A 12,495-nucleotide genomic window follows, 5' to 3' on the forward strand; every position below is an offset into this window, starting at 1 on the left:
AGCGCAACCGACGGCGACACGGTTGCGGCGCCCGCCGATGCACCCCTGTAGGTATTCACCGCTGCCGCAACCACATCGGTGCCATCAACGGCGCGACGAACACGACCAGCAACACGATCACCGCACCCGCGATATTCATCGCCAGCCGCACCGCGCCCTCGTACCAGGGGAACAATTCCGGGTATTCACTGATCACCAGCAGCACGGGAGGACCGGTGATCGCCCACCACGTGTAGTTGACGGGCCGCAGCGCCATCGCGAGCAGGAACAGCAGCACGGTCAGTCCGATCATCACCGGCGCCGGTGGATGTGCCCCCAGCAGAGCTGCGGCGATCACCGCACCGACTGCGTTGCCCGAAAGCCGCTGCGCCAAGCGCTGGCCGGTCCGGGACTGGGTCGGCTGAATGGTCAGCAGCACGCTGGTGACCAACCAATGGCCGCCCACCATGCCGGCGGGCAGCAGTGTCGCCAGCAAGACGGCCAGCCCCACGGCGACCCCTACCCGAACCGCATGAGCCGCCCCGGCCGGCCCGCTCGCCGAGGTCGGCTCATCCTCGCCGCGGTGCCGCAGCCGGGAAACCGCGAACCACACCATCCAGCCGACGAACACGATGACGATGCCGACGAGATAGGGGCACAGCGCGGTCGGACCCGCGGCGCCTCGATCCAGGTCGATCGATATCAGGACCACCGCCAGGCCCGCGGTGGCACCGACCCCGGGCACGAGTGCGCCCGCGATCGACGCCGCGACGGTGAGCGCCGCGAGTGCCACGGCGTTGTGCATGCCGACGACGAGCGCTCCGACGGCCATCACCGTCGCGGCCCGCACAGCCATGGTGTGCAGGGCCGGCCGCCACGCGGTGGGTATCTCGGGGACGGCGGTCAGCACGAAGCCCAGCCCGATCGCCGACCCCCACTCGGCCCGGCCCGACAGTACTGTGCCACACAGGATCACCCCCAGCCCGACGGCCAGGGCAGCAGCCATCCCCCACCGGCTGCCGCCCACCGGACGCAGCAGCTCCGGAGTGCGGCCCCGGCCTCCGTTCACAAGGCTGTCGGCAGGCCCCGTGCGCGACGCCATCACCCGGATTCGCCGGCGGCGTCCAACACCGCCTGCACAATGCCTTGGTAGCCGGTGCAACGGCAGATATTGCCTGACAACGCCTCTCGCACTGAATCCTCGGTCAGCGGCTTCTCGGTATCGGGATCACGCAACAGCTCGACGGCAGTGACGAGGAATCCCGGGGTACAGAACCCGCACTGCAGGCCCCCTCGCTCCGAAAACGCCTGGCGCAGCCTTCTGGTCTCCTCGAACTCCTCCAGACCCTCGACCGTCGTCACCCGCATCCCGTCGATCTGCACCGCCAGCATGAGGCAGGTGCGCACGCTGCGACCGTCGAGGAATACCGAACAAGCGCCGCATACCCCGTGCTCGCAACCCAGATGTGTTCCGGTCAAGCCCAGTTCGTCCCGCAGAAAATCTGCCAGCGTCAATCGGGGCTCCACCGTGCGCTGTATCGACCGGCCGTTGACCACAGCTGATATCGGCACACGCGCCGGCGCTTGCGACGGATCGGTAGCCGGAGTCTCAATTGCCCGCACGGACCGTCTCCTGTCCTTCTTCGATGCGTCGATGAGCTTCGGTGAGTGCTTGCGCCAAAGCCTCGGCGCACAACCGCCGCGAGTAGTCGGGGTCATCCGACGATGGCTCGGCGGTATCGGCCCAACGCTGTGCCAGCCCTCGCCACAATCGCGCCGACGGACGTTCACCGACCACCTCGTCGCCGGTGAACAGCAGCGGCCGGTCCGCGGCGCTGAGAGCACCGGCGCGCAACGACGCGATCCGGCCCGCACTGTCGACACTCAGCAGACAACCGGCCCCGGCCAGCCCGTAATCACCGTGTTGCCGGGCATATTCGACGAATCCCCAGCCCTGATCGCGACCGATGGCCGGGATCGAAACCCACGTCACCATCTCGTCCGGTTCCAGCGCATTGGTGTAGAACGACACGAACATGTCCTCGGCCGCGACAGCGCGACGGCCGCCGCCCGCGGACTCGGCGTGAAATGTCGCGCCGAGCACCAAGGTGGCCAACGGCATTTCGGCCGCCGGATCGGCGTGAGCCACCGAACCGCCGAGAGTTCCGCGGTTACGGATCCCGACGTGTCCGATCTGGCCGGCAGCGGTCGCCAGCAACGGCGCGCGAGCGGCGATCAGCGGATCGACCTCGACGGTGCGATGAGTCACCAACGCGCCGAGGATCAGATCGTCGGTGTCGTCGAAAACCCGCCGGAGTTCGTCGAGACGGCCGATGTCGATGATTGCGCTCGGTCGCGCCAACCGAAGGTTCATCAGCGCCATCAGGGACTGCCCGCCGGCCATCAGTTTGGCGTCTGGATAACTCGCCAACTGCTCGAGGGCCTCGCCGACCGAATCCGGCCTGAGATAATGAAAGGGCGCGGGCTTCACGATGCCTGCCGGTCAAGGGCTCGGAACAGATGTGCCGTGCAGATCGGCGTGCTGTCGATCTCGATCCGTCCACCGAGTGCATCGTCGACCGCCCCGGCGAGAACGGCGTACACGGCGATGGTTCCGCTCTCCCCCGCCCCGCGAACCCCGATCGGGTTCGCCGGGGTGTCGGCATGCAGATGCCGTACCCGCACCATCGGCATGTCTGTCGTCAACGGCAGGTGGTAGGCGGCGAACGTGGTCGATTGCGGCTGACCGGTTTCCGAGTACTTCCACTGCTCGAACAGCGCCCCGCCGACCCCCTGAGCGACACCGCCGATGATCTGTCCTTCGACGATTCTCGGATTGATCTCACGACCGCCCTCGTGCGACACCGCATACCGCAGCACCTTGACGATTCCGGTCCGCCGGTGCACGCCGACGATCGCAGCGTGCACACCCATCGTCCAGGTCACCGTCGAAACCCGATGTACCGCAGTGACATCGAGAGCACCACTGCTCTCCTGCTCGCCCCCCACCGCGGCGGCCCTCGCGAGTTCCACCCAGTCGATCGAATAGTCCCTGGCGACGTGAAACCGCCCACCGGCGTATTGGACGTCGCCGCGTCGTGCGTTGGACAGGGCTGCCACCCGCTCGGTGGCCAGCTCGATCAGGGTGCAGGCGGCTTTGTGTACCGCTGAGCCGGCGAGAATCGCCGAACGGCTGGCGAAGGTGCCGACGCCGTCGGGCAGCCGATCGGTGTCCCCCGGCACGTAATGCACCCGGTCGAACGGCACCGCCAAAGCCTCGGCGGCAACCTGCGCGAACACCGTCTCATGCCCCTGACCGGCCGACGCCGCTCCAGCGGTGACCTCGAACCGGCCGTCGGGCAGCAGGCGTATCCGCGCGGTCTCGTGCGGGCCGCGGCCGGTGGCCTCCAGATAGGACGAGACGCCGTACCCGATGTGGTACTGCGGGAACTCGACTGCGCAGGAGGCTGATTCGCTCCGCGGCAGCGCGTCGAGCACCGATTCGAGACAGGCCCGATAGTCGCGCCCGTCGTACCTGATCGGGACCCCGTCACGGTACGGAATCGGCCGGGGGTACGGCATGTCCGCATGGGTCAGGAGGTTGCGCCGCCGGATCTCGTCGGTACTGAGGCCGATCTCCCGGGCTGCGGCGTCGAGGCTGCGCTCCAGGGCGAACGTCGCCTCGGGCCGGCCGGCACCGCGATACTGGGCGACCAACGTCTTGTTGGTCAGCGCTGCGCGACCGGAGATCTGTGCGGCCGGTATCCGATACGGGCCGAGGAGGTGGATCGCGGTGTTGGCGATGATGCCGGCCACCCAGAGGCTTCCGGCCCCGATGTCGACGACGAAATCGTCTGCCCAGGCCAGGATGTGGCCGTCGCGGTCGACGGCAAGCCTGGTGCGGTGCACCTGATCGCGGCCCTGCGCGCTGGCCAGCAGATGTTCCTGGCGATCCTCGATCCAGATCAACCGGTGGCCGGTGCGGCGGGCCAACAGTGCCAGCAGGATCTCTTCGCCGTACACGTTGGCCTTCGTACCGAACCCACCGCCCACGTCGGGAACCGCGACCTTGACATCCTGGCGCGACCAGCCGGTCACCGCGCAGATCGCGTTGCGCACCATGTGCGGAACCTGAGTCGAGGTGGTCACCTCCACCCGCTGCAGCCGAGAGTCGAACTGCGCCAGCACGCCTCGGCATTCCAGGGGGACCGCCCCGTGCCGGTTCATCCGGTAGGTACCGCTGACCACCGTTGCGGCCGAAGCGAACCCGCTCTCGACATCGCCGAACGAATAGTGCAACCGCGCCGCCTCGTTGCTGTCGAGATGTTCGAACAACGGCGGGCAGCCGGCCTCGAGAGCGCTGAACGGATCGGTCACCACCGGCAGCGGCTCATAGTCGACCTCGACGGCCTCCAGCGCGTCTTCGGCCCGATAGCGATCCTCGGCGACCACCACAGCCACCGGCTGTCCGGCGTAGTGCACGCGGTCGTGGGCCAGGATCGGCAGCCGCTGCTCGGCCAACACACACGACGTGGCAGCGGTGAAGTCCGGATCGGGAGTGGTCAGTGACGGGATGGGGACACCACACAGACCCAGGTCATCGGCGGTGTAGACACCGATCACACCCGGCATCTGCTCGGCCACCGACGCGTCGAGCCGGATGATCCTCGCGTGCGGTTGAGCCGACCGCAGGAACACGACGTGATGCGCACCCGCCGCACAGTCGGCCACGAACTGACCGTGGCCGCCGAGTAGGCGCTCGTCTTCGCGACGCCGGACCGAGCTACCGATGTGCCCCTGCGCCGATGAGTTCGCGGTCAATGAAGTCGTTTCTCCCACTGCCAGAGCGCAATCGAGATACCGAACGAGATGGTGATCAGCAACATGATGGTGGCCACCATGGACGGGTAGTCGCCGTGACTGTAGGCCTGCAGTACCACCCGGCCGAGACCTCGTCTGGTCGCGAAGAACTCCGACAGCACCACCCCGACAACCGCGAGGCTCACCGCCAGCCGGATTCCGGTCAGCAGCGGCCGCCGGATCGCCGGGATGATGATGTGCACCAAGGTCTGCCAGGCGTTGGCCCGCACCGACCGAACCAGTTTCCAGTACACCCGCGGGATTTCCTGCACGCCGGTGGTCACGTTGATCAATACCGGGAACAGTGCGAACAGCACCCCCATCACGATCTTGGAGCCAGACAGGCTGAAGATCGGCAGCAGTACCGGGTACAGCACGATCTTGGGAATTCCGTTCAGCACGATCAGCATCGGCTCGAACATCACGCGCAACCGCTGGGACAAGCCGAGCACCAGACCCAGCGCCCCACCGACTGCCGTGCCGATCACGAACGCCAGGAACACCGACTGTGCCGTGACCCGCAGATCGAACAGATACCCGGGATCGGCAAGATTGTGGACGAGTACCCGGAAGGTCTCGACCGGCGAGGGAATCACGAACGTCAACGCCGAGAAGATCTCCCAGACGACGACCACCACGAGTGCCAGCAGGGTCGCCCCGACTGCCTGGTTGCCGAGGACGGCGCGGAGTCGCTGCGGCATAGTTCGCGCGGGCGACGCATGGTGTCCGGCGGGTGACTGCAGGGTCGAGGTCATCGGTTCCTCCCACGCAGCAGAATGCGTTCCACCGCGGCCAGCAGGGCCGTGAGGATGCAGGACAGCACCAGCACGACCGCGATGTAGGCGAACATCTCGTTGTTGTTGAAAATCTCGTAGAGGTACCGGATCCGGTAGCCCAGGCCGGCCTGCGCGGTGGTGAACTCCATCGCGATGGTTCCGATCAACGCGTAGACGACGGCCAGGCGCAGGCCCGCCACGATGTACGGTCCGGCCGCCGGGATGGCGATCGCGAAAAGGGTCTGCCGGGGCGAGGCCTTCAGTGAGCGGGCCAGTTTCATGTACACCGGCGGCATCGTGTTGAGCCCGACCGCCGTGTTCAGCGCCATCGGAATGGCCGCCATGATGGTCGCCAGGATGATCACCGACGTCGCGTTGATCCCGACGATCACGATCATCACCGGATAGAACAGCACAAGCGGCACCGCGTAGAACGACACCAGGTACGGCTCGAAGATGCGCCCGACGGCAGGCAGCTTCCAGAAGGTCAGGCCGGCCGCGAAACCCAGCAGGCTGCCGAACAGAATCGAGAACGCCACCTCGATACCCGTCCGGGCCGCGTCCTTCCAGAACTGCCCTTCGCCGAGGAGACGGCCGAGCTCGGACAGAATCACCGAAGGCGCGGGCAGAATGCGGTCGCTCCACAGCCCGGTCCGGGCGCCCAACTCTGCGAGCACTAGGAATCCGACGATGAGCGCGAGTGTCGAGACCATACTGATCGCCGAGTTGCCCAACCGGATCTTGCGCTGCTGCGGCTCCGGACGGCCCGCTTGGGTACTCATGTCTTCGGTTGGCAGGTCATCCTGTGCGACATATGAAGTCGTCACGTAGCCACCTTCTTCTGGGCTTCCTGCTGTCTGAACCCGCGCATGGATTCGGCTTGCAGTGACGTCCAGATCCGGTTCTGCAGTTCGTTGAATCGCGGGGTGGAGACCATGCTCGCGTCACGCTCGGAGGGTAGGTCGATGTCGACGACATCGATGATCGATCCAGGCCGGTACGACATCACCCAAACCTGTTGGGAGAGCAGAATCGCCTCGGAAATGTCATGGGTGACGAACACGATGGTCTGTTTGGTTCTCGCCCAGATCTGTCGCACCTCGGCACCGAGAAACAAGCGGGTCTGCTGGTCGAGCGCCGCGAAGGGCTCATCCATCAGCACCACTTCCGGCTGAACCGCCAAGGTCCGCGCGAGCGCGACCCGCTGCCGCATGCCCCCGGAAAGCATGGAGGGATACGATTTTTCGAAGCCGCCGAGTCCGACCAGTTCGATCGCCTCTTTCGCCCGCCGCCGGCGATCGGCCTTGTCGGTACCGATCATCTCCATCGCGAACGCCACGTTCTCCTCGACCGTGCGCCACGGCAACGTGGAATCTTCCTGAAACACCACACCGATTGACGGGTCGGGGCCGGTGACGGGCCTCCCGGCGACGCGCACCAGTCCGGTTGACGACTCCTGCAGACCGGAGATCACGGCCAGCAGGGTTGACTTTCCGCACCCGCTCGGTCCGACGATGGACACGAAACTGGCATGCGGCACATGCTGTTTGATGTCGGTTACCGCTGTCACCTTGCCAGCCGGGGTATCGAAGACCACGGAGACGTTGTCGATCCGGATACCGTCACGATCCATTGGTACGCCTTTCGGGGGTACTGACCCTGGTCAGCTCAGATGTCGGTCTGCGCGTCGTCGGGCAGGTACTGCTGATCAAGCATTGCGGCCCAATCGATCTGCTCCGGGATCTGCCCGGCGCCGACCATCAGCTCGGACAGATTCTTCAACCCCTCCGCGTCGACTTTCAGGGAATACCCCTTGGCAAGATCGGGATTGCCGGCGAACGCTGCCCTCATCACTTCGGGCGACACTCCGACCAGAGGGGCGATCTCATCGGCCGCCTCACCGGGATTGGCCACCAGCCAGTCGTTCAGTCGATCGGCGACGGTGAAGAACGCGCGCACGTTATCGGGATTCTGTTGGGCATATTCGGCATTCACCGCCACCAGGTCGGCAGGCAGGTCGCCCACCACGTCCCTGGAATCGACGAGCACCTCGGCGTGATCGGACGCCTGCTTGTCGGCGATGAACGGCTGCATGGCCCAACCCGCGGTGATCTGACCAGCCTTGGCAGCGGTCCAGTTGTCGCCCATCGGTCCCACCGCTTGCGACTTGACCCCGAGCTTGCGCTCCAGGCCCTTGACGATCAGCTCGGTGGACGAGCCCGCGGAACTGAACCCGAGGGTGGCGTTCTCCAGTTTCCGGCCCGGTGGCGAGATCCACGAGAAGTCGTTGACCTGGAACCAGGGCGCAACCACCTTGAGGTTCGAATTCGGTTGCTGCGCCGCGAGAATCACCGAACTGTTGCCGGCGATCGCCATATCCGCGTCACCGCTGGTGACCACACGCAGAGTGTTGCCGCCGCCGCCACCTGAATACAGATCGACATTGACACCCTGTTCTTTGAACCAGCCCTTGTCGATTCCGACCTGCAGTATCGCCATGAAGGGCAGACTGTCGACGCCGGTCGCCGAGATGCTCAGCGTATCCGCACCGCCACTTTCCGGACCTGTCGATTCGTCGGCACACGCGGTCGCTGCCGCGACGAGTGCCACCGCGGTACCCGCCGCGGCGAACACTTTACGAAACCAGGCCATGGACGCAAACCTCCGAGACGGGTTGAATATTGGATACACTATACGAATTACTGTGATCTAGGTCAATGTTTCGGCCCAATAGGTCAACATTTTGGTCCAATGCGGGAGGCACCGCCACCCATCCACAGCCGGGACAGCTCCAGCCCGACCGCGACGCCGATCAGTGCCGCGGCCGTGGTGAACCTCGACCTCGGCGCAGCAGTTACCCGAAGAGATGCCCTGCTCGTGGCATCCGGTTCCCCGGCCCCGGCCTTGGCAACCGAAACACCGTCAGCCGCAGTGAGATTTCTCTTCAGCGGAGGCGGGGCACCAGGCACCGCGCTACCGGGTGCGGGAAACTCCCGGTGGGGCCCGTCAGCCACGGCCGTCGACGATGCGCGCGAAGGTGCGGATGGTGGGCGCCCGACTCTCCCCCGGTCGCACGAACGGCACGATCGACACCTGGTCGACGCCAAGCGATTCGATCTCCTTGAGGCGCTGCGCGCATTCGTCAGGTGTCCCGGCGAGCGCAAACAGGTCGACCAGCTCGTCGGGCACCAGGTCGGCGTGCGAGGCCTCGGGATTCATGTGCTGGTAGTAGTCGTAGGAGTCTCGGATCCGATCGATCGCCTTCTCCAGAGCGGGCTCCACCTTGGCCGGGAGCGGTCTGATCGCCACGCGAGACACATGCGCGCGCACCAGATCCCGCGCCTTGGTCCGATCTTCGTCGATGGCCGTCGGGGTCCACAAAACCACGTGGATGTCATCGAGGGAACGGCCACTCTCGGCCGCGCCGGCTTCGATTGTCTGCAACGCCGCCTCGATGAAATTCGGCGCAGTGCCGACCAGCACGATGACGCCGTCGGCAATGCGTCCCGACATCCGCAGGATCTTCGGGGCGGAGGCGGCGATATAGATCGGAATGTCCATCGGACCGGTCAGATAGTTGAGGTGGTACTCGGCGCCGCTGGTCGGCTCCGCCACCTTCTCCCCCCTGAACAATGCCCGAAGCTCGCGTATCGACTGTTCGAGCTCGGCCAGCTTGAGCGGCTTGAGACCCATTGTCCGCAAAGACGAGTCGCCGGTGCCTATGCCCAGCGCCACCCGGCCACCGGTGTATTCGGCCAGGGTCGCCCACGTCGACGCCAGTAGGGATTGATGCCGAGTCACCGCATTGGTGACGCCGGTGCCGAAGATGATGCGTTCGGTTCCGACGGCCGCGGCTCCCATGACGGTGGAGGACTCTCGCCAGATGTTCTGCGAATCCCCGAACCAGACGTTGTCGTAACCGAGCGATTCGCTCAATCGCACGTATTCGCACATCGTGCCCACCGGTTCGGTCGGAAACAGACCGACTCCCTTACTCAGCACTATCGACCTCCTGGGCGACGTTGGATATCGTATCCAATCGTAGGGCGGGCCTTCGGGACGCACAACCGCAGCACGAAATCGAGGAGACCGAAACCGCCATGCAGCTAGTCAACGAGTTCTCCGTCGATGCCCCGCTCGACATCGCCTGGGCGGCACTGACGGACGTGCCCCGCGTGGTCGAATGCATCCCTGGCGCAACGCTGGAGAGCCACGACGGCGACGACTACCGCGCCAACGTCGCCATCAAGGTGGGCCCGGTCGGACTCACCCTCGCCGGCACGGCGACCGTGATCCGTCGCGACGACAGCACGCATGAGATGGCGGTGCGCGGACAGGCCCGTGACCGGAAAGGGAACGGCTCGGCGGAAGCCACAGTCACCATGTCAGCCTGCGAACGGGGCGGCCACACCGACGTCACGGTACGGACCGACCTCGAACTGGGCGGCCGCATCGCCCAGTTCGGCAGCGGAGTCATCTCTCAGGTCAGCAACCGCATCATCGGTCAGTTCGTCCGCAGGCTCAACGGAATGATTGTTGGGTCAGCCGGGCCCCAGGGCGCGGCCGCCGAGGCGATCCCTACCCCACGACAGGCTGAGTTCGCCGAAAATGACTGGTGTTCAATCCTGTTGACCACCTTGGCCGGGATCGCGCTGGGCCTTGCGATCGGACGCACCACCGCGCGACGGATCTGATCAGTCGCGCACGGCTGCGACGAGTTCGAGTTCCACGCATGCGCCACCGGGCAACGACGCCACCCCGATCGCGGTGCGGGCGTGCGCCCCGCACTCTTCTCCGAATATCTCGAGCAACAGCTCGGACGCTCCGTCGATCACCCCGGGATGGGAATCGAAATCCGAAGTGGCGCGGACATATCCACGCAGGTGCACCAGTGCGGTGACCGAATCCAGGCCGACGGCGGCATCCAGCGCTGCCACGAGATTGAGGGCAGCCAGCCGCGCCTGGGCCGCTGCCTGCTCAGTGGTGACATCAGCGCCGACCACACCCACTGCGCCGGGATCGTCGGGACGACGTGCGGTGGTTCCCGAAACCCACAATTGGTCGCCATGCCGACGGCTCGGAAAATAGACCCCCTTCGGCCGCGCCGGCGCCAGCAGCTCGATTCCCAACGAAGCCAAGCGTTCCCCGACCGTCACGCCCCCGGGTCCTGATTGCCGAAGACGGTGTGCAGGTGATCGATGGCATGACTGCGGTGCTGGTGGTTCAACGCGACCACCCGATCGACATCGCGTGCCGCCATCGCATCGACCAGCAGCACGTGCTCACTGTTGACCTGCTCCAGGTCCATCAGGTGCGCGTACATCGGACGATATGCGTCGGCGGTGTTCCACAGCTGGGTGACGATCCGCTTGGTGCGCGCCATCCGACTGGCTTCGAAGGTGAGGAAGTGGAACTGCCGGTTCGCCAGCCCCACCCCGATGAGATCCGCCTCGGCTGCGGCCCGGTCCATCACGGCCATCTGCTCACGCATGGCATCGATGAGTTCGTCGGTGACCGCGGGCATGGCATCACGGATGAGTTCGGCCTCGAGGATGTCGCGGATCCGGAACACCTCGACGAGTTCGTCCAACCCGAGTTGCGCGACGCGATATCCGCTGTGCGGCACGTAGGTGATGTATTCCTCGGCCTCAAGGGTTTTCAGCGCCTCGCGAACCGGAATCCGCGACATGCCGAATTGCTCGGCCAGGCTCTCCTGCACGATCCAGCTGCCGGGCGCGAGTTTGCCACTGGTGATGTCGCGTCGCAGCGCTTCGGCCACCGCCTGCTGGGCGGTTTTGGGCCGGACGAAATCCGACCGCGCTCCAGTTGCGGAGTCGGACGCGACGGCGGTACGTCGGGTGGCTGTTCGCGGTGGCATCAGGTCTCGCTTTCGCTAATATTGGATACTCTATGCGATCACCAGGTCGCGATGCCAGATCGCCGCCTCTTTGCGGCGCGTCATCACTGCAGAGTTGACCGTCGAACGCTCAGATCAGCTCGATCGCCTCGGCGATCGACGGCAGCACCCGGCTGGGCCGGAACGGATAGCGTTCGATGTCCTCGACCGACGTCGAACCGGTGAGCACCAGGATGGTCTCCAGCCCCGCCTCGATCCCGGCCACCACATCGGTATCCATCCGGTCCCCCACCATGACGGTGTTCTCAGAGTGCGCCTCGATCCTGTTCAGGGCACTGCGGAACATCATCGGATTGGGCTTGCCGACGAAGTAGGGGTCGCGACCGGTGGCCTTGGTGATCATCGCGGCCACCGAACCGGTCGCGGGTAGCGGCCCCTCCGCGGACGGGCCGCTGACGTCCGGGTTGGTGGCGATGAACCGGGCCCCGCCGAGGATCAGCCGGACCGCTTTGGTGATCGCCTCGAATGAATAGGTGCGCGTCTCCCCCAGCACCACGTAGTCCGGGTCGATATCGGTCAGGGTGTAGCCGGCCTCGTGCAGCGCGGTGGTCAGCCCGGCCTCACCGATCACATAGGCCGAGCCACCGGGCTGCTGATCGTCGAGGAACGCCGCCGTGGCCAGGGCCGACGTCCAGATCGATGTCTCGGGCACGATCAGCCCGGAGCGCGCCAAGCGGGCGGCCAGGTCGCGCGGAGTGAAGATCGAGTTGTTGGTCAGAACCAGGAACGGCCGTTGCTTGTCGGCCAGCGTCTGTAGGAATTCGGCGGCGCCCGGCAGCGCGTGTTCTTCGCGCACCAGGACGCCGTCCATGTCGGTTAGCCAGCACTGAGCAGGTGGACGCACGGGTCCAGTGTCCCAATTCGCGCCGCGAATCAGGGGCCAACCGGGTGATAGCGGCGTAAAACGCACACCGAGACTGCACTCAGGGACCGATTTTTCGCGATTCTTGTCCCTGAGCGCAG

Annotated in this window: 13 protein-coding genes; 1 reads left to right on the forward strand and 12 read right to left on the reverse strand. The window is 65.6% G+C overall.

Annotated features, from left to right (window positions below; genetic code table 11):
• Positions 1–55: 55 nt before the first annotated feature.
• The 9 genes from G6N57_RS25230 to G6N57_RS25270 all read right to left on the reverse strand — a co-directional run bounded on the left by G6N57_RS25230 (position 56) and on the right by G6N57_RS25270 (position 9,617).
• Positions 56–1,081 carry an FUSC family protein gene (locus G6N57_RS25230; RefSeq protein WP_077738904.1) on the reverse strand — a complete coding sequence of 342 codons (1,026 nt, stop codon included), beginning with the start codon at positions 1,079–1,081 and terminating at the stop codon, positions 56–58.
• On the reverse strand, positions 1,081–1,593 hold the full coding sequence (locus G6N57_RS25235) for a (2Fe-2S)-binding protein (protein ID WP_407665996.1): 513 nt from the start codon (positions 1,591–1,593) through the stop codon (positions 1,081–1,083). Before G6N57_RS25235 ends, G6N57_RS25230 begins: the two co-directional genes overlap by 1 nt.
• Positions 1,589–2,470, reverse strand: coding sequence for an FAD binding domain-containing protein (locus G6N57_RS25240; RefSeq protein ID WP_077738902.1), 882 nt, complete (start codon positions 2,468–2,470; stop codon positions 1,589–1,591). Before G6N57_RS25240 ends, G6N57_RS25235 begins: the two co-directional genes overlap by 5 nt.
• Positions 2,467–4,800, reverse strand: a complete 2,334-nt coding sequence (locus tag G6N57_RS25245) for a xanthine dehydrogenase family protein molybdopterin-binding subunit (protein ID WP_077738901.1) — start codon at positions 4,798–4,800, stop codon at positions 2,467–2,469. Before G6N57_RS25245 ends, G6N57_RS25240 begins: the two co-directional genes overlap by 4 nt.
• Positions 4,797–5,594 carry an ABC transporter permease gene (locus tag G6N57_RS25250; protein WP_077738900.1) on the reverse strand — a complete coding sequence of 266 codons (798 nt, stop codon included), beginning with the start codon at positions 5,592–5,594 and terminating at the stop codon, positions 4,797–4,799. Before G6N57_RS25250 ends, G6N57_RS25245 begins: the two co-directional genes overlap by 4 nt.
• Positions 5,591–6,442: an ABC transporter permease gene (locus G6N57_RS25255; protein ID WP_077738899.1), complete on the reverse strand. Its 852-nt coding sequence runs from the start codon at positions 6,440–6,442 to the stop codon at positions 5,591–5,593. Before G6N57_RS25255 ends, G6N57_RS25250 begins: the two co-directional genes overlap by 4 nt.
• Complete coding sequence (locus G6N57_RS25260) at positions 6,439–7,212, reverse strand: ABC transporter ATP-binding protein (protein WP_234815665.1); 774 nt, start codon at positions 7,210–7,212, stop codon at positions 6,439–6,441. The genes G6N57_RS25255 and G6N57_RS25260 overlap by 4 nt, the downstream gene beginning before the upstream one ends.
• Positions 7,213–7,283: 71 nt before the next feature.
• Positions 7,284–8,267 (reverse strand): ABC transporter substrate-binding protein, encoded by a 984-nt coding sequence (locus G6N57_RS25265; protein ID WP_077738897.1) that lies wholly within the window; start codon positions 8,265–8,267, stop codon positions 7,284–7,286.
• Between the two features lie 354 nt (positions 8,268–8,621).
• Complete coding sequence (locus G6N57_RS25270) at positions 8,622–9,617, reverse strand: LLM class flavin-dependent oxidoreductase (protein ID WP_234815664.1); 996 nt, start codon at positions 9,615–9,617, stop codon at positions 8,622–8,624.
• A 98-nt stretch (positions 9,618–9,715) separates the two neighbouring features.
• On the opposite strand from G6N57_RS25270, the gene G6N57_RS25275 reads away from it, so the two are divergent.
• Positions 9,716–10,309, forward strand: coding sequence for an SRPBCC family protein (locus G6N57_RS25275; protein WP_077738896.1), 594 nt, complete (start codon positions 9,716–9,718; stop codon positions 10,307–10,309).
• On the opposite strand, the gene G6N57_RS25280 is transcribed toward G6N57_RS25275, so the two are convergent.
• The 3 genes from G6N57_RS25280 to G6N57_RS25290 form a co-directional block, all read right to left on the reverse strand.
• Positions 10,310–10,771, reverse strand: coding sequence for a RidA family protein (locus tag G6N57_RS25280; RefSeq protein ID WP_077738895.1), 462 nt, complete (start codon positions 10,769–10,771; stop codon positions 10,310–10,312). It abuts the gene before it with no gap.
• Complete coding sequence (locus G6N57_RS25285; protein WP_077738894.1) at positions 10,768–11,493, reverse strand: GntR family transcriptional regulator; 726 nt, start codon at positions 11,491–11,493, stop codon at positions 10,768–10,770. Before G6N57_RS25285 ends, G6N57_RS25280 begins: the two co-directional genes overlap by 4 nt.
• 109 nt (positions 11,494–11,602) lie before the next feature.
• Entirely contained in the window at positions 11,603–12,376 is a 774-nt protein-coding gene (locus G6N57_RS25290; RefSeq protein ID WP_077738893.1) for an HAD-IIA family hydrolase, read from the reverse strand.
• Between the last annotated feature and the right edge of the window lie 119 nt (positions 12,377–12,495).

The sequence above is a fragment of the Mycolicibacterium boenickei genome (assembly GCF_010731295.1).
GTDB lineage: Bacteria > Actinomycetota > Actinomycetes > Mycobacteriales > Mycobacteriaceae > Mycobacterium > Mycobacterium boenickei.

Bases quoted from the DNA above. Each gene is read 5' to 3' on its own strand.
- G6N57_RS25275 (WP_077738896.1), top strand. From the start codon at position 9,716: ATGCAGCTAGTCAACGAGTTCTCCGTCGATGCCCCGCTCGACATCGCC.
- G6N57_RS25285 (WP_077738894.1), bottom strand. From the start codon at position 11,493: ATGCCACCGCGAACAGCCACCCGACGTACCGCCGTCGCGTCCGACTCC.
- G6N57_RS25250 (WP_077738900.1), bottom strand. From the start codon at position 5,594: ATGACCTCGACCCTGCAGTCACCCGCCGGACACCATGCGTCGCCCGCG.
- G6N57_RS25230 (WP_077738904.1), bottom strand. From the start codon at position 1,081: ATGGCGTCGCGCACGGGGCCTGCCGACAGCCTTGTGAACGGAGGCCGG.
- G6N57_RS25265 (WP_077738897.1), bottom strand. From the start codon at position 8,267: ATGGCCTGGTTTCGTAAAGTGTTCGCCGCGGCGGGTACCGCGGTGGCA.